The organism is Chryseobacterium ginsenosidimutans (assembly GCF_024807225.1).
In the GTDB taxonomy this organism is placed as follows: domain Bacteria; phylum Bacteroidota; class Bacteroidia; order Flavobacteriales; family Weeksellaceae; genus Chryseobacterium; species Chryseobacterium ginsenosidimutans.
On the sequence record NZ_JANUCO010000001.1, the window covers coordinates 3,523,919 to 3,549,138 of the forward strand.

Here is a 25,220-nt window from a genome sequence, read left to right on the forward strand (position 1 = left end):
TTCTCTAACAATGTCGAGTTATGAAAATTGATTAGATTTGTAATTACCGCATTCGCCAATCATTTTTTATAATAAACATTTATGCTTTCTGATGAAACCATTGAACACATACGATTCAACAAGTACACGATCAGCTTGCAAAATATTATTCTGCAGAAGAAATTGCAGAAATTTCCGCTATCGTAATTAATATGTCATTGTGGACGAGATACAAACTAGCACAGGGTCAAACTCCTTATATAAAATAAAATTACCCTAATAATCCGACTCAAATACAGACTGTAATTGAAGAAATCTGTTTTTGAGGGTTCTCGTGTGGGAGTTGACTAACGCTCCGTAAGGTGAATGTTTTTTTCTGACCGAGACACTACTCGTTTGCATCTGTGTAGAAAAGCTTTTTAAAATCATTAAAAAGGTTGAAAACAGAAAAGCTAAACCTCATTACGAAGTTTAGCTTTTTTGTATCCTTTAATTTTTCAATTATTTACTTAAAAACAATCTTTTGCGTTGTAGATTTTGTTTTTGAAGAAATCGTGATAAAATATATTCCGCTTGGTAATGAGTGGTTGATTTTTCTGGAAGATGATAAATCAGTTTGTAGTAAGGTTTCTGCCTGAAAAATCCGTAATTGTTATTAAAGCTTTTTCATTTGAAGAACTAAAATCTTGAGGAACTTTCACATAAAATTCTCCATTCGTAACAGGATTTGGATAAATCTCTACATCCTTATCTTTTACATCCGTGATTAAATCATTTTTCTCTGAACTTCCCGTCATTTTTGAGGAAGAAGATGCCGCTACAAATTTCCATTGGGCGCTGTACCATCCATTCTGAGCACCTGCATATTGAGCATTTCCTGTAAGATTTTCGAGGTGTACCCATTCGCTGGTTTGCCATCTGTTGATGATATAATTCCAGCCGTTGTCGGTAGCCGAAATACTCCATTGTGCGCTGTACCAAGTCGCATCTGTAGCACCGGTTTGCACAGAACCGGTTTGGTTTTCAACATGCATATATTTTCCTGTCGATCTGTTTTTTAATAATACAAAACTTCCTGTAGATATTCTTTCCCATTGATAAGAAGTATTTGTTCCCGGATTTGCTCCGTATTTAAGGATTCCGCTATTGTCATCAAATAAATAAAATTCCGGATGCCATCTATTTTGAATATTGTAATACGTAACAGACGGAGTCACAACTGTGATCGTACTGATAGCTGTCTTATTTCCATCCTGGGTTTTAACTGTAATCGTAGCTGTACCCGCAGAAACGCCCGTCACTACTCCACTGCTGCTTACTGTTGCTACAGAAGAATTGCTGCTGCTCCACGTTACATTTTTGTTGGAAGCATTCGCTGGAGCTACTGTTTCCGTTAATTGTGTTGACGATCCCGTGTTTAAAGAAACTGAAGCCGGACTTACACTTACTCCCGTCACAGCAACTGTCGCAACATTAACGTTAGTAAGAACAATATACTGGAACGGCGATAAAGTCTGGGTATTTCCCGAAGTCAACGTCACAGAACTTCCTGAATATGCATCTTTATAAGCCCCCGCAAAACCTGAAGGTATCGTAAATGTAGAAGTACTGTTTCTTAGATTTACCATCACAATAACTTTCTCACTCCCGTTTATTTTGGTGAATGCACAAACATTGGTATTCGAATAATTGGTCATTGAACCTCTTCTAATCGCTGTACTTGATGTTCTGAAATTATTAACTTTAGCAAAATCAAGCGCTGCCGAAGGATTCGTACTCCAATTGATCTTCACACTTTGATAAGGCCACGGAATGGTTTGGTTAAAATCAACTTCCTGTCCGCTCGTCAAAAACGGAACGCCGCGCATATAACCGGATACAAGATAATTTGCAACGACACCTGCATGACTTCCAAATCGCTGCAACGCTGTTGTATTGCCCAAAACATCATGATTGCTTGTGTATCTTACAACCTGTTGTCCGTTGGTGGCAAAAGCATATTCTGTATCTGTCGTCGTCTGAATTTGAGCTACAGAAGTTCCGCTTGCGATGGGCGAAATAGCATCATAATACCATTTATCGCCAAAATTAAGGTCAAATCCTGCCTGAAAATTTTCCAGTCGGTCTCCTTCGGCAAACATAAGCAGTTTGTGGGAAGTAATTCCTCTGAGGTTTGTAATCACGTCAGACCAGAAACTCAGCGAAGGATCATTCGCAAAATCACATCTGTATCCGTCGATATTTGCGGCAAACACCCAATATCTCATGGCATCGATAATCGCAGATTTTACGGAAGCATTATTTAAATTAAGATCTGCAACATCGGGAAAACTCGCCAATTGTCTGATTGTCGATCCGTTATAATCATACCAATCAGGATGTTGCGTAATCCACGGATGATCCCATGAAGTTCCGTTCACAGCAAAATCCAGCATGACCGACATTCCAAGAGCATGCGCCTGATCTACCAGTGAACGCAGATCTGCCAATGATCCGTATTCGGTGGCGACAGATTTAAAATCTTTGATACAATAAGGAGAAGGAGAATCTTTAACGCTTGTTCCGTGTGGATAAATTGGCATTAAATAAATGACATTCACGCCCAGATTTTTTATATCGTTAAGCCTTGAAATCACGCCCTGCAGATTCCCTGAAGCACTATACGGACGAATATGAACCTGATACATATTAACATCACTTCTGTCGGGGACGCCATTAAATGGAGTTCCGTATTGGGCAGGATCCTGCGCTTTAGCTTGTAAGCATAATAATAACAGAAAAAAAGAGCAAATAAATTGTACTGCTTTTCTGTTACCAAAAAATGTTGATGTATTCATAAAATTGAATTTTGTGGTTAGCAGTTTAAAATTATATTCTTTCGATCAAGAAAACAGATGAGGTGAGGCGAAGGTAAATTGATGTTAAAATAAATTCAATACAATTAATTAAAAATCAAATATTTATATTAATTAATTATTAAGTTTAAGGTAAATTATAGGTTAAAATTGTTCATGATTTTTTAACAAAAAAGAATGTAAGCAGCCTCAGAAAAAGTTGTCAGAACAATAATTTGGAAAAATAAACCTTTTTAAATAATTAAAAATATAATCACAAAAGTAACACAAGATTAACACATTAGAACACTTAAGAAAGTTTAAAATTTTGAAAATAATTAAGATCACATAAGAAGAAAATCAAAGATTTTTAAAAACTTATGTGTTCTTAATTTGCCGTCTAATCATAAACTTAAAATAACTAATGTGTTAATCTTTTGTCACTTTTGCGGTTAAAAAACATATTCTACAAACAATCAACAATATAACGTGTATTTTTTTTAATAATCTGTCATTATCTGAAAATATTTCTATATTAGTAGACTCTTTCATAAAGATCAAAATCCTTTTCAATGTTTAAAAAATTTCTTTTCGGAATATTCCTGCTTGTAGGAACAACTACGGTGTTTTCCCAAAAAACACTGGATGTTCTTTTAAAGACTCTGGATCAGGATGTTGCCAAGGAAGATTTTTATACTAAAAAAAAGCAGCACGAAATTCACGCCGTCTTACAACAGTTGAATTCTACGAACGATAACGAGAAAAACTATAAAATTTATCATACGCTTTCCAGAAGTTATGAGGTTTTTATTGCAGATTCAGCGGAATATTATACCAAAAAATCTTTGGAAACAGCACAGTTGCTGAACAATCAAAGCTATTCTGCAGAAAGCAAAATTCAGCTTGCCCGAATAAAAGCAAAAGCAGGAATGTTCCCAGTTTCACTCGACATTCTGAAAACCATTGATAAGAAAATACTGACTCAAAATCAGCTCGTAGATTATTATAAAGCTTATATCGAGGTCTATATTTATTGGATAGAATATCAGGACGGTCACGATATGGAAGAAATTATTAAGAAGAAAAATGCCGTTCAGGACACGCTTTTGGCGATTCTTCCCAAAAACGGTTACGAATATGTCATTAATTACGGTACAAAAAATATTGAGCTTAATAATTATAACCTTGCCGAAAAAGAATTGTTGAAGGGTTTCCAATATGTAAAGCCTGATACGCGGGAGTTTTCAATCCTTAATTCTATTCTTGCCTATCTTTACGAAAAGAAAAATAATGTCGAAAAACAAAAAGAATATCTTGCAAAATCTGCACTTTCGGATATTCATGCTGCCGTAAAAGAGAATATTTCTCTGCGTTCGCTTTCCATTTTACTTTTTGATGATAATGATATTTCAAGAGCTAATTTTTACATTAAAAGAAGTCTTGAAGATGCCAATTTTTACAACGCAAGATTACGTAATATACAGATTGCAAGAGTATTGCCTATTATCGACAAAGCGTATCAGATAGACCGTGAAAATCAGCAGAAAAAACTACGGATACTTTTTATTACTGCCAGTATTTTATCGCTTGTGTTATTTATTGCAGTCATTCTTATTATTAAGCAAAACAAAAAAGTTTTAAAAGCTCAAAAAAAGCTCACGGAAACCAATGAAAAACTTAATATTCTGAATGATGAGCTTAAAGAAGCCAGTCTTCGACAGATAGAAACCAATCATTCCCTTGCTGAAGCCAATCACCTGAAAGAGCAGTACATCAAAAGCTTTCTTGAAATCTGCACCGAATATATCGATCGTCTTGCTCATTTTAAAGGCATTGTAAACCGAAAAATAAAAACCGGACAAACCGCCGAGATCCTGAAAATGACCACCTCATCACAGGATAATACAAAAGAATTGAAAGAATTGTACAGCAATTTTGACAGAGCTTTTCTTAAAATATATCCAAATTTTGTGGAACAGATCAACGAACTTCTTCGTCCTGAAGAACGCTACCTCATTAATGACAGCCAAACATTGAATCAGGAGCTTCGTGTTTTTGCGCTGATTAAATTGGGTGTTACCAACAATAATCAGATCGCGACGTTTCTTCATTACACTTTGCGTACGATCTATAATTACAGAAGCAAAGTAAAATCTAAGGCAATCCATTCTGATGAGAGCTTTGAAATAAAGGTTCAGAATCTGGGAAATTTTTCAGATCAGGTGTAAGTTTCAGTGAAGTTTTTTTACTAAAACGAGTCAATTTCACATCATTTTACGTTCAAAAAGTTACTTTACGATAGGTAAATACTATTGATAATTAATTAATATTCAGTTCATTAAAAATTAATATAGTTATTTACGATTTACTTACCTCTTCTTACGGAAGTTGCGGCAATGCACGAATATTATATTTGTGAGAAAAGGAATGCTTTTTCATAAAAGAGCTTATTTCTTCCCTTGATTAAAACTATAATATGAACATCAATTTTTTTGAATTCCGGAAAAATAATACCTCTTCACTACGATTTCCTGTAGCTGCAGTGTTTTTATTTTCTGTAGCCTTGGCTCCGAATTTTCATGCTCAGCAAAAGAAAGGAGATACACTCACTAAAGAAAAATCCATCGATGAGGTCGTCCTGATCGGATATGGAAAAGTGAAGAAAAAAGACCAGACAGGTTCTGTTGCCACCTTGAAAATGAATAGCGATACGCGAGGTTTTGCACCCAATGCACAAGACGTTTTGGTAGGAAAAATAGCGGGTGTTACTGTCACAACGGAAGGCGGATCTCCAAGTGGAGGTGCAACCATCAGAATACGTGGAGGTTCTTCTCTTTCTGCAAGCAATGATCCTTTAATTATTATTGACGGAGTGATGATTGATAATGGCGGATTGGGAGGCGCAGGAAACATTCTTAATATCCTGAATCCTACAGATATTGATACTTTCACTGTCTTGAAAGATGCTTCTGCCACTGCAATTTACGGTTCCAGAGCTTCGAATGGAGTTATTCTTATCACAACTAAAAAAGGCGGTGGCAAAATGAGAGTAACTTACGATGCCAATATGTCTGTAAGTTCTCCTAAAAAAACGATTGATGTATTAAATGCAGATCAATACAGGTCTTTCGTGATGAAAACCTTTGAAGGTCTTGGGAATTATAATGAAGTTGTTGGAAAACTAGGAAATTCCAATACCGACTGGCAAAAAGAAATTTACAGAACCACCTTTAATACAGAAAATAATCTAAGCTTTTTAGGTTCGATAAACAATAAAACGCCTTATCGGATATCGTTTGGATATACTAATCTTTCGGGGATTCTTAATACCTCGAATATGGAACGTTATACTTCCAGCATCACTTTTAATCCTACCTTTTTTGATAAGCATTTAACGGTAAATCTTAATGGTCGCGGAATGTATATTAAAAACCGTTTCGCTACCCAAGATGCGGTAGGATCTGCCATTGTGATGGATCCGACGCAAAGTGTTTACGACGACAACAGCCCGTTTGGAGGGTATTTTACATGGACGGGAAGTGATAACAATATCATACAGGTTTCTACCAAAAATCCGCTTTCATTGCTTACCATGAGAGAAGATCAATCTAATGTGTACAACTTTGTGGGGAATGCGCAATTGGATTATAAATTACATTTTTTACCCGATCTGCATTTTAACCTGAATGTCGGTCTGGATTATTCCGAAAGTGAAGGGAAAACTTACATTCCTGCGCTTGCTCCGTCCGATTATATCTATGGAGGTTATGATATGACATGGGATCAGTTGCGAAGAAATTCAACATTAGATTTTTATACGCAATACACCAAAAATTTCGGCTTCCTTGATAGTAAATTTGATATAATGGGTGGATATTCGTGGCAGCATTATTACAGAAACGGAAGCAATATTGCACACCGGGTTTCAAGATACGATGCTTATGGCGATCCGCTTTTGGTAAGTGAAAACAACTATGCCACAGAAAACTATATCGTTTCTTTCTTTGGAAGGCTTAATTACAGCATAAAAGACCGCTATCTCTTTACTTTTACCTTGAGAAATGACGGTTCTTCAAGATTCAGTTCAGAAAACCGCTGGTCTGTGTTTCCGTCTGCTGCTTTTGCATGGAAAATTAATGAAGATTTCTTTAAAAATTCTAAAACCGTAAGTGATTTAAAGCTCCGTTTGGGATGGGGAAAAACCGGTCAACAGGATATTAATCAGGGAGATTATCCTTATTTGGGAACTTATCAGCACAGTATCGGTTCTCAGGCGACTTACCTTCAAGGTTATAATAATGGCGTTCCGGTTTGGGTTTCTTTACTGCGTCCTCAAGCGTATAATCCTGATTTGAAATGGGAAACCACGGAAACCTATAACATCGGGTTCGATTATGGTTTATGGAATAATCGTATTGAGGGAAGTATAGACCTTTATCAAAGAAAAACAACCAATCTTATCAATGCCGAAACCAAAGTAGCAGCAGGAACAAATTTCGCCGAATATGTTGCTGCAAACATAGGATCTCTGGAAAATAAAGGAGTAGAATTTTCTTTAAATACCAAACCAATTGTCAGCAAAACCTTCACTTGGGAAATTGGTGGAAATATCGCCTACAATTACAATAAAATCACCTCTCTGAGCTATGGAGAAAACGACAGTGCCATGAGAAGATACAGCATGAATGTGCATAAAGTAGGCTATGCAGCCGGAATGTTTTATGTATACGAGCAAATCTACGACAACAACGGAAAACCTGTGGAAGGATTTTATAAAGACCAAAATAATGACGGTGTAATCAATGAACTGGATTTAAGAGTTTACCATAAACCGACTCCCGATTACACGTTTGGAATCAATACCCGGTTCACTTACAAAAAATGGGATCTGTCAGTAGCAAGTCACGGAAGCATCGGAAATTACAATTACAATGCAGTTGCGGCGAACAATGCAGCTTTAAGTCCGAGCTCGATTTATGCGAATGAATTTCTTGTGAACCGTCCTACAAGTGCTTTTGATACGAACTTCCAGAATTCACAGACGCTTTCAGATTATTATGTTCAGAATGCGTCATTTTACAGAATCGATAATGTCGTTTTGGGCTACACTTTTAAAGAGTTGAGCAAAATGCTGAAAAGCCTGCGTGTGTACGGAACCGTTCAGAATCCTTTTGTCTTTACAAAATATAAAGGACTCGATCCTGAAGTTTTCGGAGGAATTGACGGAAATGTTTATCCAAGACCGCTTACTGTAATGCTTGGAACCAATTTTAATTTCTAAAAAATATTTAAAATGAAAATTAATAATATCTATATTCTGGCTTTAATGATTTTTTTCACGCTGACTTCTTGCGTAAAAGATCTTGATACAGAACCGCTTACCGATAATATTCTGACTCCCGAAAAAGCGTGGCAGGATCCGCAGTCTTACGGTCAGTTTTTAGCAAAAATCTATGCCGGATTTGCACTTTCCGGAAACGAAGGTCCTGCCGGTTCTCCCGATATGAACGCTTCCGATCAGGGTGAAGCTACTTTTTTGCGCTCGTACTGGAATCTTCAGCAGCTTTGTACCGATGAGGTAATTGGAGCTTGGGATAATGAGACGTTGCGAGGTTTGCAGTTTTGTCAGTGGAATTCTGCGAATAATTTTCTCTTGCTTAATTATACCAGAATCTATCTGAATATCGCTTATGCCAATGAATTTATGCGTCAGACAACAGATGAAAAATTGAGCTTCAGAAATGTTTCCCCGGAATTAAAAGCGCAAATCCAGACGATGCGCGCTGAAACAAGAGCATTAAGAGCGTTGAGCTATTATTTTTTAATGGATCTTTATGGTAAAATCCCTTATATTCCTGAAGAAGCAGGCGTTGGAGCTTATCTTCCGGATCAGAAAGACAGAGCGTTTATTTTCAGTTTTATCGAATCTGAATTAAAAGCTGTAGAAACTGCTCTTCCTAATAATTCAGCTAATAATTACGGAAAATTCACGGCTCCGGCTGCATGGATGCTTCTTGCTAAAATATATCTGAATGCAGAAGTTTACATTCAACAAAATAAATATTCCGAATCTTTAATATATCTTAATAAAGTACTGTCAGCGGGCTATATCCTGGAACCTGAATACAAAAATCTGTTCAACGCAGATAATAATCAGTCGAAGGAAATTATTTACTCAATCGTTTTCGACGGACACCAAGCTACAACCTATGGCGGTACTACTTTTTTGCTTGCGGCATCTTATAAATCGGATATGAATCCTTTGGATAATTTCGGATTTTCACAGGCTTGGTCGGGCATTCGTTCAAAAGAAACGTTGTCTGATAAATTTACCGGTACCGACAAACGTGCGATGTTCTGGAAAACAGACAGAACGAAAGAAACCACTCAATGGAGCGATTTTAATCAAGGTTGGTCTGTCACCAAATTCAGCAATAAAAACAGAGACGGTTCCAACGGATCTAATGCCGTTTTTGCCGACACCGATTTCCCTGTTTATCGATTGGCAGATGCTTATCTGATGTATGCAGAAGCAGTTTTAAGAGGCGGACAAGGCGGAACATTACCTCAAGCCGTAACGTATGTCAATCTTTTAAGAACAAGAGCAAATGCACCACTCATCAGCGAATCTACAATGAATTTAAATTTCATTCTTGACGAACGTTCACGCGAATTGTACTGGGAAGGACACCGAAGAACAGATCTTATCCGTTTCGGGAAATTCACCAAAGAATACAACTGGCCTTGGAAAAACGGAGTCTACAGCGGAACACCGAATATAGACGAGAAATACAAGATCTACCCTCTTCCGGCGACAGAAATTTCCGCTAATCCTAAACTTACTCAAAATCCCGGCTATTAAAAAACCTCAACAACTATGAAAACATATTTAAAAATATTAATCACAGGGCTTTTTGGAGCATTATTGTTTCTTTCGTGCAGAACCGACGATCAGCTTACTCTGGATGAAATCCTGCCCAGTAAAATAGATGAGGTTGCCGTCAATAAATTTATCCTTCAAGAACCTGCAACCAATACAAATCCTTTGTTACTGACTGTTACGTGGACGCAGACTCAGTTTATGCTGAGCAGTTCTTCACATTCCGAACCGGGCGGTCCTGTCAATTATGTTATTCAAATGGATAAAGAAGGGAATAATTTCGCAAATCCTGCTGTTTTAGCTTCTACCAACGGGCTTTCTGCAGATCTTTTTGTGAAGGATATCAATACCATTTTATTGAATAAATTAAATGCAACTCCTGATCAGGAAAATGTGGTAGAAATAAGAATCATGACCAATTACGGGCAAAATAAGTCTGTAGCTTCTACCAATATCCTGAAACTGACGATTACTCCTTATAAACCTTTGGAAGAAGTACAGGCAGTTTATCTTTTGGGAGATATGAATGGCTGGAACAATACCAGTACAGAATACATCATGTACAGAAACTCCAATGATCCGGATGATAAAACCTATACTTATTCGGGAAGAATTGCAGGAAATACCTATTTTAAATTCATTCCACAAGAGTCTTTAGGAACGTTTAAAGCGTATTGCAGAAAAGACGATACCACGATGACTTACGAAGAAAAATCAGACGGATCGTTTTATAATCCGACCGAAAGATACGTCACCATCAATATCAATATCGAAACACTGACTTACACTATTGAAAATTATACAGGAAACAATACCACTGTTTTTTATAATACGATGGGACCAATCGGTGGATTCTGTAACTGGGATAATGAACCTTTGATGGCAAAATCACCTTACGACGGACATCAATGGAGCAGCACGGTCACTTTCGGAGTTTCCACGGCGTGTAAATTCAGAGCCAACCACGACTGGGCAACCAACTGGGGAGGCGGAGCTGCAGATTATCCGTATGGAAAAGGTGTTTTTGACGGACCCGGAGCGAATGTTTCCGTTACCGGAACGTACAAAATTTATTTTAATGATTTAACGGGACATTATACCCTTCTTCAACAATAATTTGCACCATGAAAAATCTAAAATTCTTATTATTCATATTTGTAATGGTATGCTTTACAGGCTGTACCACAGAATATAATACTGACGATACAGGCATGAAAATAACTTCATCATCCATCAATGCTCTTTCTAAAACAGACTGGAAATTAACCAAACCAACAACAGGTGAAGACCCACTCGTTTTCCGTCTCAGCTGGACAAAAGCAAGATATAATTACGACAACGGAAATTATATTTACGCAGATGACATAAGCTACGAAGTACAGGTAGATCTTACGGAAAACAATTTTTCAAAAACCAAAACCTTAGTCACTACAAAAGAGGTTTATACTGATTTTTTTACTGTAAAATTTAAAACCATTCTGGATGATCTTAAAGGTGAAGAAACGGCGACGCTTCAAAACATAAGCATCAGAATTAAAGCGACTTCTTCAAAGGGAGAATCTTTCTCTGAACCTATGAATCTTACGCTTACATCCTATTTTACGATAGATCCTGTTGCTAAAAACATTTACATCATTGGTGATATGAATGGTTGGGATAACACCAGCAAAAATTATATCATGTTCCGAAATTCTAACAATTATCAGGATGGAGCTTACACTTATACCGGCTACTTCCCTGCTGCAACGTATTTCAAGTTTTGTTCGGAAGAATTTCTCGGAAGCTACGATCATATGTACTGTGCAGGAAACGGAGGTGTTCTTCAGCAAGGTAATCTCGGATCTTTTTACGTAACAGCGGGTTATCATACGATTACAATTAACACGAAAGATATGACTTGGGAAATCACCGATCCGAACATTACAAATCCTACTGTTTATAATCAAATGGGACCGATCGGCGGTTTCTGCGGTTGGGATAATGAGCCGATGATGACCAAATCTACTTTTGACCCGCATCAATGGAAAATTAATTATGATTTTACCTCATCTACAGCCTGCAAATTCCGTGGTAATAAAGATTGGGCAAACAATTGGGGCGGAAATGATGCCGATATTCCGTACGGAAAAGCAATTTTCGACGGACCGGGAGCTACCGTTCAGAATGCCGGAAATTACACCATTTATTACAATGATCTTACCGGTCATTACGCGATTGTTAAACAATAAATTAAAAATCTCATGAAACCATTCCATATAATTAAACTCTTTCTGATTTCATTTTTGCTGATTTCCAATTTAGGAAGCTGCAATGATGATAATGATACGATTAAGGAAATTTCCAACAGCGAAGTTTCTCCCATTACTGCTCACAATAAGGTTATTTATGAAATCAATGCCCGGAATTATTCTTCTGAAGGATTTAATGGGGTTAAAAAAGATTTACAACGTTTAAAAGATCTTGGCGTAGACATCATCTGGTTGATGCCAATTCACCCGATTGGCACACTGAAACGTGAAGGAAGTCTCGGAAGCCCTTATTCAATACGTGATTACAAAGCTATTAATCCTGAATTGGGAACTGAAAATGATTTTAAATCCTTAATAGAAACCGCACACAGTCTTCACATCGAAATCTGGATGGATTGGGTGGCAAATCACACCGCATGGGATCATCCGTGGGTTACGTCTCACTTGGATTATTACGCTTCACAAAACGGACAGCAACCTTATTCTCCAAACGGATGGAACGACGTTGCACAGCTCAATTACAGCAATCCCAATCTTCGTACCGCGATGATTGGTGCCATGAAATATTGGGTTCAGAATTATAATATTGACGGGTATCGATGTGATGCCGTAACTTTTGTTCCTTTAGATTTTTGGCAACAGGCGATTCCGCAGGTTAACAGCATTAGAAAAATAAAATGGCTTGCAGAAGGAGATAATCCTGCCTATATGTCTGTTTTTGATTACGATTATGCTTGGGATTTTAATAATAAATTGAATGATTTCGGGACAGGAAGTAATGCTTCCGGACTGATTCAGGCTTGTAAGGATCTTTATAATAATCCGGCTTATTCGGGAAAAGGCAGAATGGTTTATCTTACCAATCATGATCTCAATTCTCACGACGGAAACCGAATTCGTAAGGTACGGCGCCAATGTTTTGCCATTATCCGTTTTATCTTTTACGATTTACGATATGCCTCTTTTGTACAACGGACAGGAAATCGGAATGAATAAATCGATGAGCCTCTTCAATCCTGATCCTGTACAATGGGATCCCGCCAATAAAATCTACCTGAATCTTTTCAAAAAACTGACTCTCTTGAAAAGAACCCAATCTGCATTGGAAGACGGAGCCGGTCGTGGTGCATTAAAAATCTATCCTACCAATAAAGACAATCTTTTTGTTTATTCCAGAAAAAAGGGAGATAATGAAGTTCTAATTATGTTGAATTTCAATAATGTCGCTGTCAATTTCAAATGGACCGGAGAAATTCCTTCCGGAAGTTTTAAGGATTATCTTAATGACGGACAAAAGACTTTCAGCAGCAGCGAAGGAAATATTTTAATGGAAAAAGGCTATGCCGTATTTGTAAAATAAAAAAGAATTAAATGAAGAAGTTTATCGTAGGATTTTTAAGCGTCTTTTTGCTGCTTTTGGGTACAGCAAATGTATTTTCACAAAACCCAAAAATCTATTCTGTAAAATCTCCGGATGCAAAATTGAATGTTGAAGTCGGAATTTCAGAAAACGGATTATTCTATAAAGTCTCAAAAAACGGGAAATCTATTCTCGCACCGTCTTTTCTTGGTTTAAAGCTAAAAGACAGCGAAATTCATAAAAATATTGAAATAAAGGAGGTAAAATTTGCTGAAGCCGACGAAACTTGGCAGCCAATTTGGGGCGAAGAAAAACAGATTAGAAATCAGTACCATCAAATGTTAGTGTATGTTCAGGAAAAAGAAAATCTTAAAAGAAAATTTACGTTAAACATTAAGGTTTTTAATGATGGATTCGGATTTCGCTATGAATTTCCGGAGCAGAAAAACATGAAAGATGTTGTGATTATGGATGAACTGACGGAATTTAATTTCCCTGAAGATCATCAAGCATGGTCTATTCCTTATCAGACTGAATTTTATGAAGGGCTTTTCAAAAAAGAACCACTTTCAAAAAAAGACACGATCTCGACTCCTGTCACAATGGAAACTAAATCAGGACAATTTATAGCACTTCACGAAGCCAATCTTACCGATTACGCTGCCATGAATGTGTATCCTGATAAAAAAACGTCCAATCTGAAAGTATATCTTACGCCGTGGTCTACGGGAGAAAAAGTATTTACCAAAACGCCTTTCCAAACTCCTTGGAGAACGCTGATTATTGCGGATAATGCAGGAGATTTATTACTTTCAAGAGTAATGTTAAACCTTAATGATCCGACTGCGATAAAAGATACTTCATGGATAAAACCGGGACGTTATATCGGGATTTGGTGGGGAATGCACATGAAAAAATACACCTGGAACATTGGTCCGGATCATGGAGCAAAAACAGAAAATGTACTTCGATATATCGATTTTGCAGCTTCACATAAATTTGCCGGAGTACTTGTAGAAGGCTGGAATTTGGGTTGGGAAGACTGGAAATCTTTTGAATTTGACAAACCTTACCCTGATTTTGATATTAAAAAAATCACAGATTATGCAAAACAAAAAAATGTACAACTCATCGGTCATCATGAAACGGGAGGAAACACCCTGAAATACGAAAGTCAGCTTGAGGATGCCTTTAAACTTTATAGTAAATATGGTGTGACTACGGTTAAAACAGGATATGTCGGTGGTCTTTTAGATGGAAAAGAACAACACAGCGGTCAATATGGAGTAAGACATTACCGTAAAGTCATTGAAACGGCTGCCCAATATAAAATAATGATCGACAATCATGAACCTGTGATGCCGAGCGGATTACAGCGTACTCTTCCGAATCTGATGACGCAGGAAGGTGTTCGCGGTCAAGAATGGGATGCATGGTCTAAAGATGGAGGAAATCCTGCCGAACATACGACTATTATTCCTTTCACGAGAGGTTTGGCGGGTCCGATTGATTTTACACCCGGAACTTTTAATTTTACCAATACAGCGCTTCCAGATACGAAAGTTCATACAACGTTGGCAAAACAGCTGGCTTTATCGGTGATCATGTACAGTCCGCTGCAAATGGCTTCGGATATGATTGAGAATTATGAAAATAATCCTGCCTTTGAATTTATTACTTCATGCCCTGTAAACTGGAGCAAAACCGTAGTTCCGAACGCAAAAATAGGCGAATATGTAACAATTGCCAGAAAAGACAAAGATTCCGAAAACTGGTATTTGGGAAGTATTACCAACGCTGATTCGCGAAAACTAAATGTTCCGTTACATTTTTTAGATAAGAATATAAAATACAAAGCAAAAATTTTCAAAGACGGCAAAAATGCCGATTTCGAAAAAAATCCTTATCCTGTAGAAATTCTCGAAATGGAAGTCGATTCCAAGACCATTTTACCAATTTCGTTGGCAAGAAGCGGTGGGACGGCTGTGATTTTTGTAAAATCTTAAGATTAGCATAAATGTTGCGAACTTAAACCTAACAGGTTTCAAAAACCTGTTAGGTTTGATTTTTTGTAACAGTCAAAAATTTCTAGCCCCGATAGAAACGACATCCTTTTTTGTTGCGACCGGAGCAAAGCGGAGATCGTAACAAAAAAGATACAGTGGATAGCGGGAAAAAGCTTCTAATAAAAACGTAAAGATCCTTCTGACTTTCAAGACTTCGGAAGGATTTTTTTATAGCCTAAAGTGCAGGATACTCTATTGAACCGTTCATACTAATTTAGCTGTAAATCAAACCAATGGGCAAATCCAAACTTATCATGCGTAAAGATTTTTTACAAACTTCAGCTTTTGGAACCTCAGCTGAGGTTTTGGATTTCTCATCATTCATTATAAATATCCATAAAGCATTATTAGTAAACAGAATTTGTTGCCTTTTTACGGCATTGTGTATTATTTTTTCGGTAAAATTTAAGGCACAAGCTATTGATCGGTTTGATCTGGTAAACCGACATAATGTGATTTTAAAAGAGATCGATCCATTGGCATCATTATCGGTTGGTAATGGAGATTTCGCTTATACAGCCGATGTTACAGGGATGCAGTCTTTGGAACAGTATTATTATAAAAACGGGATTCCGCTTGAAACACTTTCTACTTGGGCGTGGCATTCTTTTCCGAATACAAAGAACTTTAAAATGGAAGATGCCATGAAACCTATTGATTTTCATGGGCGCAAAATCATGTATGCGAGTCAGGAAAAAAGTGAAGCAGGAGATTATTTCAGGAAAAACCCTCATCCTGCTCCGCTTGGACAGATTAGTCTTGTAAAAGAAAACGGGAAGTCCATTGAAGTATCCGATTTAAGCCAGATTAATCAAAAACTTGATCTTTGGAAGGGATTATTATCCAGTTCTTATCAATTAAACGGAACTCAGGTTTCAGTAGAAACCGTTTGCAGTCCTGAAAATAGCACCGTCGCTTTTAGCATTACATCATCATTATTAAAAGACGGAAAATTAAAACCGGCATTCCGTTTTCCTTATTCTTATGATTTATCCATTAAAAATAAACCTCCTTTTGACTGGTCTAAACCTGATCTCCATAAAACCACAATCATCAGCAAGAGTGCAAATAATGTGTTATTAAAAAGAGTAATTAATACGACTGAATATTATGTTGACATTCACTGGAAGGGAAAAGCGAAATTTGAACTGGACGGGCCTCATCGTTTTTATTTAAATGCAACAGGTTCAGATAGTCTGCAGATCGTTTGCCGATTTTCTCCTGTCAATATTAAACAATCACCACCACTTTTTGACGCAATCCGCAATGAAAGTGTCCTTTCGTGGAAAGATTACTGGACGAAAGGCGGAGCTGTAGATTTTTCAGGCAGCAAAGATCCACGCGCAAACGAACTGGAAAGAAGAGTCATTCTTTCCCAATATTTAATGAAAGTCAATTATGCAGGTTCTTTTCCTCCGCAAGAGACAGGTTTAACGCATCTCAGTTGGTATGGTAAGCATAATTCGGAGGTGTATTGGTGGCATGCAGCGCAATTTTACCAATGGAATCATACCGATTTACTTGAAAAAAGCTTTAGCTGGTATAAAAAGATATTGCCGATTGCATTAAAAGAAGCTAAACGTGAAGGATTTGAAGGAGCGAGATGGCCAAAAATGGCAGGACGAGATGGCAGAACCAGTCCGGGAGGAATTAATCCTTTTATCATCTGGAATCAACCCAACCCTATTTATCTTGCTGAGTTAATATACAGAGCAAATCCAAATGCTAAAACTCTTAAAAAATACAGTGATGTCGTTTTTGAGTCGGCTCAATTTCTGGCTTCGTATGCTTTTTATGATGTGAAAACTGATCGTTATATTTTAGGACCACCCCTTAAAAGTGTAAATGAAAGTACCGCTGAAAGCACGACCCAAAACCCTACTTTTGAACTGGTACAATGGTATTACGGCTTAAAAGTTGCCCAAGACTGGCGCGTACGCATGGGTATGACAAGAAATGCACAATGGGATGAGGTTCTGAAAAAATTAGCATATCCAACCATAAAAGATGGAAAATATCTTGAAATGGAAACCGATCCGGATATGTATGATAAAAAGGGAGGTTTTTCGTCTGCAATGCTCATGAGTCTGGGATATTTACCTCAAACTCCTTTAATTGATCCAAAAATAATGTCTGCTACTTTTAATACCATCTATGAACGTAATGGTTTAAAGAGTTTCGTCAGTTGGAGTCTGGGTAAAGGAGCGATGACGGCGGCGCGTTTAGGCGAACAGGATAAAGCAATAGATATATTGTGTAATACCCTTCCCGGTGCTGTATTTTTAAAGAACGGACATGTACAACGCGCCAAAGAAACTTTGGCTTGTCCTGCCTATTTACCTGCAAACAGTGCTTTTCTTGCAGCGGTTGCATTAATGGCTGCAGGATGGGACAACGGATCGGAAGTAAATGCACCCGGATTTCCTCAAGATGGAAACTGGCATATAAAAGTAGAAAACTTAAATAAATTACCATAACTCTTATAATCAATCCTATTATGTTTCGAAAACTATATTTATCCTTATTTTTATTAGGTTCATGCTCGGTGTTAACTTACGCACAGCAACTCGCTTTTCCAGGAGCTGAAGGCTTTGGTCGTTTTGCAGCAGGAGGTCGTGGTGGCAGTGTTTATCATGTGACCAATCTTAATGACACAGGTGCAGGTTCGTTCAGGGATGCAGTAAGCCAAACCGGAAGAACTATTGTTTTTGATGTTGCGGGTGTCATCAAAATCAAAGAAAAAATTGCGGCGGCTCCCGGAATTACCATTGCGGGACAGACTTCGCCGGGAACGGGTATCACCGTTTATGGCAACGGAGTATCTTTTGGTGGTAATTCCATTATAAGATATATCAGATTCAGAGGTAGTATTACTATGCCTAAAGGAGCATGCACCGTAGTAGCAGATGATCTGAAGGATATTATCTTTGACCACGTTTCTATCGAATGGGGAAGATGGGATAATCTGCATGTAAAAAACAGTACCAATGTTACCCTGCAATATTGCCTTATTGGTGAAGGAATCGATCCTCAACGTTTTGGAGCTTTATTGGAAAATCCTGTAGATATCACCGTTCATCACAGTCTATGGACAGGAAACCAAAGCCGTAATCCCAAAGCAAAAGCGAAAATTGAATACCTTAATAATGTAGTCTACAATTGGGGGAAAAGTGCCTTCATTGGAGGGCATTCTGCGACAGACCATTTTCAGGATGTTGTAGGTAATTATTTTATTGCGGGACCGAGCTCTACCAATGATTTTTTAAGCATGTTCACTCCTACAGATCATGTGTATCATAAAGATAATTATGTAGATCTTAACAAAGATGGAAAAGTAAACGGCAGATTGGTGACTGATGAAGATTTTACCAAACAGACGGCCACTTTGGTAAAAGAACCGTCAGCAATGTCGAGAAGTAGTGTTAAAATCGATGCCGCAACTGATGCTTTGAAAATCGTGATGGCAGAAGCAGGTTTCTTCCTTAAAACGGGATGCAGTAGATAAGCGGATTATTAGCTATTTTAAAAGTTTAGGCAAGAAAGGTCAGATTTTTAAAACTGAAACTGATGCGGGTGGACAACCGGAAGTAAAACAGGAAACTTCAAAATTAAAAGATACAGATTCAGATGGCATCCCTGATAATTGGGAAACTAAAAACAATCTGAACGTTAAGGACGCAACAGATGCAGCAGCTATAACTCAAACTGGTTATACAAATCTGGAAAATTATATTAACAGCCTTGTAAAATAGGTCGGTAAATATGTATCATACAAATCAAACCTTCTTTAACTCTGTAGAGAGGGTTTGTTATTTTATTGAGCCTTGTAAAATTTAATTATAATTCAACTTAAAAATTCTAAATCAGGTTATTTGATAACACATAGGATAAAGCTTGCGTTATATTATTTACCCCTATTTTCTCGAACAGTTTACTGCGGTGAAATTTTATGGTATTGGCTGAAACAAAGAGCTTTTTGGCGATCTCTTCAATGGTTAATCCCTGAAGATAGAGTCTGATGATTTCTATTTCTCTGGCTTTTAATGCAATTTTATATTCCTCAGACCATGTGCCTGTAGAAAGATTATATTGCCAATAAATATCTGAGGTATCTGATGATACACGAATGTTTCCAGCGGTTTTACTAAAAGAATAAGAGACTACACAAACAATTTTAGAAATATCTCCGTTTTCATCCAGCTCAATGGGAGTAATTTTATGATTAATCAGCACATCTACCTGATCCTCGTTTTTAATATGAAAATCATAGCTGATCGTATGCACTTTTTTTTCTTCGGGAGTAAAGCATTCAAAAAACTTAAATCCCGAGCTGTTCACTTCTTTTAAAATCTTTAGATCTTCGGTTCTTGCATATTTTTGAAAAAATTTATAGCCCAGCTTTTCGACCTCTGCAGAGCTAAGCCCTGAAAAAAGAAACGGCTTTTGAGACAAAAACTCTATTTTCTCTTTTTTAAGATCTGCAATGTAAATACATCCGAAACTTGTTCTGCCTAATCCCTTTAGTGCATTGTAATACTTTTCAAAGGATTTGATTTTATATCGGCTATCTACATGGTTACGTGATGAATTTGAAAGATAAGTCATACTTTTATTTGATAATTTGTGTTTTTCAAAACTATACAAAAGTATAGTGATATTGAAATAATATTAAATTATATTTACAAACATATTAATAATTGCGTTTCGTTATCACTCGATATACATAAAATTTATTTACGCAAAATTAGCTTAGCTTCATCTGAAAAACTGAATTAAAACTCGAATAAGACAGATGAACAATTCTATTCCCTTACTAAAAACATTGTTAGCATTAAGTAATTAATGGCTATCAGAACATCTTTTGTGAAACTAAACCATCAGAATTCTAAAAGGGAGATTACATAAAAAATAACTTGAAAAAGTAAAATATAAAGATTATAATTTTAAAATTAATAACAATAAAAGATATATTAACCGAACAACTATACCAAAGTATAGCAAAATCCAACTTCTGTTAAATTATTTTTACGAACATAATTAAAAATCCTATTCCAAAATGAAAAAATTCCAAATCAAACCGCCGCACCACGCCAGATTATAAAATCCCTTACATAATCTTCAGGTTTTATCAAAACTGATATTCCAACAATACTGCAGGTCACTTTCGATCTTGTGGGTATTCTTCCTGCTTACTGTATAGCTATAGATTACCATTATCCAAGTCATTGTAGGCTTTAAATTAAAAACTTAAAAATCTTTATTAAATATTAAAAAACAAATCGCTAAAAAATTTATTCCGTTTGATCACCCATATTAAATTTTATTATTTCCAAAATATATAGTAATATGAAAAAAATTTTACCAATTATCACATTTCTATGGTGCTTTGCATTGGTCTCGGGACAGACCTGTGCTCCTGTACCTGTACCATTTTTAGAATTATTCAGTACCGGAGCACTTCCGACGTGTTGGGTAAGCCAAAATCCTACAACAGCTTCTACCAGTATCTACGCAAAGTGGAGATTCTTCGGAACAGCAGGATATGGAGCAACCGGAAACGGAGGAAAACCTGCCGGAACATTCGCCTGGGTAGATGCCTCTAATCCTTATATAGGTGAACATAATGTAGAACTCATCACGCCACAGATTGATCTAACAGGATTAGCCAGTCCTTATGTAAAATTTGAATGGTTTAAAAATCATTTAAACACATTAAACGGAACCCTTCCAGCTTTTCAAAACAACCAATTGAAAGTAGAAGTAAATGATGGCAGCGGATGGGTACAAATCTGGATCAACAATACCAACTACCCTGAATGGAGAGCAGCCGGTATTGTTTTAGCACCAAGCTATGTGGGAGCTACCATTCAATTAAAATTCACAGTAGACAAAGATGTATTGGGTGGATATATCTATGACGACTTATTATTAGACGAAGTTCAGGTGATAGAAGCTCCGAGCTGTTTTGAACCGACTTCTTTACCAGTGACCAATATCGTGCCTAATTCCGCTACCATAAACTGGAGTGCACCTCTTGCTCCGGCACTCGCTCCGGCAAACGGATATGAATATTATTACAATACAACCAATACTCCTCCTGTAGCAACCACTACAGGTACAATTATTCCGGGAACTACAGCAGATTTAACATCGCTTGTTTCGGGAACAACCTATTATTGGTGGGTAAGATCTGTCTGTTCACCTACAGATAAATCAGCATGGGTAGCAGGACACCCTTTTACACCGGGACAAATTGGTGGTGGTACTGCAACTAGTGGGTTTTTACCTATTTATTCGTGTTCAGGATTCAATTATTCTCAACAGATTTATACGGCATCAGAGGTTTCCGGAGCTGTTGGAACCAATAATCTGATAACATCCGTTAAGTTTTTTGTAGCGACTACTGCTCCTGTTCAGGCTAATTATAATCAATGGACAGTGTACATGGGAAATACATCACAATTGAATTTTCAAACAACCACAAACTGGGTTTCTTCTTCATCATTAAACCAAGTCTATTCGGGAACGTTACCGACAATGACACCAGGAACATGGGTTGAAATCCCACTGGCAACCCCTTTCTTATGGGATGGGACAAGCAATCTTGTAATCGGTGTTGATGAAAACTCTCCAACAACGTCATGTACCGCAAAGTGGGGGAACTATCCTGCCGGAACAAACCGCGGAATGATTTATTACAACACAACAATAAATCCAGATCCTGCAAATCTGCCAACTGCCGTAAGCCGATATTCTACAATACCTATCATTCAGCTTATAGGTGCACCTTTAGCAGCATGTACCAATGTACCTCCTTCTAATATTATTGTCAGCAATATTACCGCAACATCGGCAAGTGTTTCATGGGCAGCCACCGCAAATGCAACTTATGTTGTGAGATACAGAACACTACCGAGTGGAGCATGGCAAACCATTACAGTCAATACACCTTTCACAAATAATATTATTCTACCCGGTCTTACGGAAAACACTCCGTATGAAGTAGAAATAGCTACCATTTGTGGTACGCAGGGCGCATTTTCTCCTCCTGTGAATTTTACAACACCTGCATTAACTTATTGTAACACATCTACAGCTACCGTCACCAACGGCTTCATCAGTAATGTTACGATGATAGGCTCTAATGTACCTTTAACAAGTAATACTTCAGGACCATCTACCTATACCGATTATTCTTTAGATCCGACAAAAACCGTTACGCTATTGCGAAACTCTACAAATAATACATTATCTGTAGGAAGATCAATCGCTGCAGGAAATTACACAACCAATGCTTGGATCGATTTTAACGGAGATGGAATTTTTGATAATAATCCTTCTACAACACCGGGAGGAGAAAAAATCACATATATAGGATTTAATAATACAGCCTCTGTTACAGCTAATTTTGATGTTCCTGCAAACGCATATACAGGAACAAGTAAAGTTAAAATGCGAGTGATCATGTATTCATCAACTCCTTCAAATGCCTGCACACCGCTTACCGGTAATGGTGAGGTTGAAGATTATTATATTAAATTCATTGATTTACAACCTTGTACTACCGCATCACCTGCCAATATCGCTGTAAATAACCTTACTCACAACTCTGGTTATGTGTCTTGGCTGCCTACTACGGGTGCAACATATGTGATCAGATGGAGACAGGGAACAACTGGTGCATGGCTTCCTTCTGCGGCAGGTCTTACACTTCCGGCAGGACAGAGTTTTCACACGATCACCGGGCTTAATGAGCAGACTGCTTATCAGCTTCAGGTAGCAACAATTTGTGGAGGTACTCAAGGAGCTTTTTCTCCAAATGTAGACTTTACTACGACTCCGTTGACGTATTGTACAATGATTGGTACAGGTACAAATGATTATATTTCTAATGTAAAAGTTACGCCTGTTAATTTCCCTGTAATGGATAATACTTCTCTTCAGGATAATTATACAAACTATACTACACCGACGACATTAATTAATCTGGAAACAGGTTCCACAGGAAATCAATTATCAGTTTCTAAAGGTTGGACCGTAAATACTTACTCCGAATCAGTTTATGCCTGGATCGACTGGGACAGAGATGGTACTTTCACCGATGCCGAGAGAATAATGACCTCTGCAGCCAACACGGCAACTCCTGTTACTGCTACTTTTGATGTTCCATCAACAGGAATCTATACAGGTCCGTTAACAACAACCATGAGAGTTGTACTTAAGCGTTACAGTGCACCTGTAATTTGTGTGAATCCCGCTAATGGAGAAGTTGAAGATTATACTGTAAAATTAAGACCTTGCAACAATACTACACCGGGAAATCCCGTCTTTTCAACTATTACCCATAATTCAGTTATAATAAACTGGACGGCTGCTGCTAACAATAATGCATTTGTTTTAGAATACAGACCTGTTACGACACCGGCTTCTGCATGGACTACTTTAAATCTTTCCGCTTTTGGAGGAAACCCACCGGTAACCGTAAATGGTTTAACACCGGCAACAATGTATGAAGTAAGAGTTGCTGCTGTTTGCGGAAGCACAGGAATTGGTATCTACACCCCAATCGATACATTTACAACAAGATGCGATCCTACCCCACCTGTGGTTACAATAAGCAATGTTACCTCAAACTCCGCAGTTGTAACGTGGAACCCTCTTGTTCCCAGTGCAAATTATGTTTTAAGATGGAGAGAAGCCGGTACTACTGTCTGGAATCAGCCAACGATTCCGCAACCACCTGCCAATTCATATACTATTTCAAATCTTAATTCATTCAAAACATATGAAGTACAGGTAGCGAATATCTGTGTGGGCGAGACAACGCCAAATACATGGTCTAATCCGCAGATATTTACAACAATAAGAGTTTGTGAAATAGCACCTCCGGGACTTACGATTACTCAGCTTACTCCAACAACCGCAAAAGTAACTTGGGACGCATTTGCGGGTTCAACTTATATATTAAAATACAGAAAAGTAGGAATTCCAAGCTGGACGACGGTCGTTGTAAACACCAACACCTATACCATAACAGGTTTATTGGAATTAAATAAATATGAAATGCAGGTAGCTAATATCTGTAACGGAACACCGGGTGATTTTACTGATCTTTATTATTTCACAACACCTACCATTATATATTGCGATATGTCATCAGATAATTCTGATACAGAATTTATCTCAAAAGTTCATGCAATACCAAACGGAAAACCTGAGATGATTAATGAATCATTAGCAACAAATTATTCAGACTTTACAGGAGATCCGACTAAATTTATCGAATTGATACAGGGATCTACTGGAAATCAGATTACCATTGATAAAAAATCTGGTTCAGGAACGGAATCCGGAGTTGCCATCTGGATAGATTTCAACAGAAACGGAGAGTTTGATATCGATGAAAGAATATTAGCTGACGGACCCAATACCAATCCAACGGCAAGTACAACCTTTAGTGTTCCTGCTAATTCGTATATAAGCCTTACAGACTTTCAATATGTTGTGATGAGAGTGGCTATGCAAAAAGATGGAATTCCGATTAACTGTACCAATTTTGCAGACGGAGAAGTGGAAGATTATACCGTTAGAATTTCAAAACAGCCCGTTCCTAATTTAGTGGATCAAACAGAAATTCTGATCTATCCTAATCCTGTAAAAACGATTTTGTATGTGAAAAATATCAGTGCTAAAGCCAATTACAAAATTTACAGTGCAGAAGGAAGGCTTTTAACAACCGGAATAATCCTTAATAATGAAATTAATGTAAGCAATCTCATTAGTGGTATTTACATAATTGATATTGAAGACAGTAAAGGATCTGCAATGAAAAAATTCATTAAAGAATAAATG

General features: G+C 37.3%; 14 protein-coding genes. 11 read left to right on the forward strand and 3 right to left on the reverse strand.

Translation table 11 applies throughout. The annotated features are described in order from the left end of the window. Positions 1-484 precede the first annotated feature (484 nt). On the reverse strand, positions 485-622 hold the full coding sequence (locus J3D55_RS22575; RefSeq protein ID WP_374759522.1) for a T9SS type A sorting domain-containing protein: 138 nt from the start codon (positions 620-622) through the stop codon (positions 485-487). Next, positions 591-2,816 carry an alpha-amylase family glycosyl hydrolase gene (locus J3D55_RS16510; RefSeq protein WP_259132588.1) on the reverse strand — a complete coding sequence of 742 codons (2,226 nt, stop codon included), beginning with the start codon at positions 2,814-2,816 and terminating at the stop codon, positions 591-593. The genes J3D55_RS22575 and J3D55_RS16510 overlap by 32 nt, the downstream gene beginning before the upstream one ends. Positions 2,817-3,385: 569 nt before the next feature. Here J3D55_RS16510 and susR point away from each other — a divergent pair. The 10 genes from susR to J3D55_RS16560 all read left to right on the forward strand — a co-directional run bounded on the left by susR (position 3,386) and on the right by J3D55_RS16560 (position 18,873). Beyond that, the gene (gene susR, locus J3D55_RS16515) at positions 3,386-5,041 is read left to right on the forward strand and encodes a SusR family glycan utilization regulator (protein ID WP_259132589.1); all 1,656 of its coding nucleotides are present in this window, start codon (positions 3,386-3,388) and stop codon (positions 5,039-5,041) included. A 248-nt stretch (positions 5,042-5,289) separates the two neighbouring features. Beyond that, positions 5,290-8,094, forward strand: a complete 2,805-nt coding sequence (locus J3D55_RS16520) for a SusC/RagA family TonB-linked outer membrane protein (protein WP_259132590.1) — start codon at positions 5,290-5,292, stop codon at positions 8,092-8,094. 12 nt (positions 8,095-8,106) lie between these two features. After that, on the forward strand, positions 8,107-9,675 hold the full coding sequence (locus J3D55_RS16525; protein WP_259132591.1) for a RagB/SusD family nutrient uptake outer membrane protein: 1,569 nt from the start codon (positions 8,107-8,109) through the stop codon (positions 9,673-9,675). A 15-nt stretch (positions 9,676-9,690) separates the two neighbouring features. Continuing rightward, complete coding sequence (locus J3D55_RS16530) at positions 9,691-10,809, forward strand: SusE domain-containing protein (protein ID WP_259132592.1); 1,119 nt, start codon at positions 9,691-9,693, stop codon at positions 10,807-10,809. Positions 10,810-10,817: 8 nt separating this feature from the next. After that, complete coding sequence (locus J3D55_RS16535) at positions 10,818-11,921, forward strand: SusE domain-containing protein (protein WP_259132593.1); 1,104 nt, start codon at positions 10,818-10,820, stop codon at positions 11,919-11,921. 12 nt (positions 11,922-11,933) lie between these two features. Beyond that, positions 11,934-12,938 (forward strand): alpha-amylase family glycosyl hydrolase, encoded by a 1,005-nt coding sequence (locus J3D55_RS16540; RefSeq protein WP_259132594.1) that lies wholly within the window; start codon positions 11,934-11,936, stop codon positions 12,936-12,938. Then, positions 12,898-13,302, forward strand: a complete 405-nt coding sequence (locus J3D55_RS16545; protein WP_259132595.1) for an alpha amylase C-terminal domain-containing protein — start codon at positions 12,898-12,900, stop codon at positions 13,300-13,302. The genes J3D55_RS16540 and J3D55_RS16545 overlap by 41 nt, the downstream gene beginning before the upstream one ends. An 11-nt stretch (positions 13,303-13,313) precedes the next feature. Next, a complete protein-coding gene (locus J3D55_RS16550) occupies positions 13,314-15,308 on the forward strand; it encodes a glycoside hydrolase family 97 protein (RefSeq protein ID WP_259132596.1) in 1,995 nt (664 codons plus the stop codon). 293 nt (positions 15,309-15,601) lie between these two features. Beyond that, positions 15,602-17,845 (forward strand): glycoside hydrolase family 95 protein, encoded by a 2,244-nt coding sequence (locus tag J3D55_RS16555; RefSeq protein WP_259132597.1) that lies wholly within the window; start codon positions 15,602-15,604, stop codon positions 17,843-17,845. Between the two features lie 20 nt (positions 17,846-17,865). After that, on the forward strand, positions 17,866-18,873 hold the full coding sequence (locus tag J3D55_RS16560; protein ID WP_259132598.1) for a pectate lyase family protein: 1,008 nt from the start codon (positions 17,866-17,868) through the stop codon (positions 18,871-18,873). Between the two features lie 353 nt (positions 18,874-19,226). Here J3D55_RS16560 and J3D55_RS16565 read toward each other — a convergent pair whose 3' ends face one another. Then, positions 19,227-19,973, reverse strand: coding sequence for a response regulator transcription factor (locus J3D55_RS16565; protein ID WP_259132599.1), 747 nt, complete (start codon positions 19,971-19,973; stop codon positions 19,227-19,229). A 741-nt stretch (positions 19,974-20,714) separates the two neighbouring features. On the opposite strand from J3D55_RS16565, the gene J3D55_RS16570 reads away from it, so the two are divergent. Continuing rightward, positions 20,715-25,217, forward strand: a complete 4,503-nt coding sequence (locus tag J3D55_RS16570) for a fibronectin type III domain-containing protein (protein WP_259132600.1) — start codon at positions 20,715-20,717, stop codon at positions 25,215-25,217. Positions 25,218-25,220: the final 3 nt, after the last annotated feature.

Excerpts from the sequence above, each read along its gene's own strand:
- J3D55_RS16510 (WP_259132588.1), bottom strand. The coding sequence starts at position 2,816 with ATGAATACATCAACATTTTTTGGTAACAGAAAAGCAGTACAATTTATT.
- susR (WP_259132589.1), top strand. The coding sequence starts at position 3,386 with ATGTTTAAAAAATTTCTTTTCGGAATATTCCTGCTTGTAGGAACAACT.
- J3D55_RS16520 (WP_259132590.1), top strand. The coding sequence starts at position 5,290 with ATGAACATCAATTTTTTTGAATTCCGGAAAAATAATACCTCTTCACTA.
- J3D55_RS16525 (WP_259132591.1), top strand. The coding sequence starts at position 8,107 with ATGAAAATTAATAATATCTATATTCTGGCTTTAATGATTTTTTTCACG.
- J3D55_RS16530 (WP_259132592.1), top strand. The coding sequence starts at position 9,691 with ATGAAAACATATTTAAAAATATTAATCACAGGGCTTTTTGGAGCATTA.
- J3D55_RS16535 (WP_259132593.1), top strand. The coding sequence starts at position 10,818 with ATGAAAAATCTAAAATTCTTATTATTCATATTTGTAATGGTATGCTTT.
- J3D55_RS16540 (WP_259132594.1), top strand. The coding sequence starts at position 11,934 with ATGAAACCATTCCATATAATTAAACTCTTTCTGATTTCATTTTTGCTG.
- J3D55_RS16545 (WP_259132595.1), top strand. The coding sequence starts at position 12,898 with ATGCCTCTTTTGTACAACGGACAGGAAATCGGAATGAATAAATCGATG.
- J3D55_RS16550 (WP_259132596.1), top strand. The coding sequence starts at position 13,314 with ATGAAGAAGTTTATCGTAGGATTTTTAAGCGTCTTTTTGCTGCTTTTG.
- J3D55_RS16555 (WP_259132597.1), top strand. The coding sequence starts at position 15,602 with ATGGGCAAATCCAAACTTATCATGCGTAAAGATTTTTTACAAACTTCA.
- J3D55_RS16560 (WP_259132598.1), top strand. The coding sequence starts at position 17,866 with ATGTTTCGAAAACTATATTTATCCTTATTTTTATTAGGTTCATGCTCG.
- J3D55_RS16565 (WP_259132599.1), bottom strand. The coding sequence starts at position 19,973 with ATGACTTATCTTTCAAATTCATCACGTAACCATGTAGATAGCCGATAT.
- J3D55_RS16570 (WP_259132600.1), top strand. The coding sequence starts at position 20,715 with ATGAAAAAAATTTTACCAATTATCACATTTCTATGGTGCTTTGCATTG.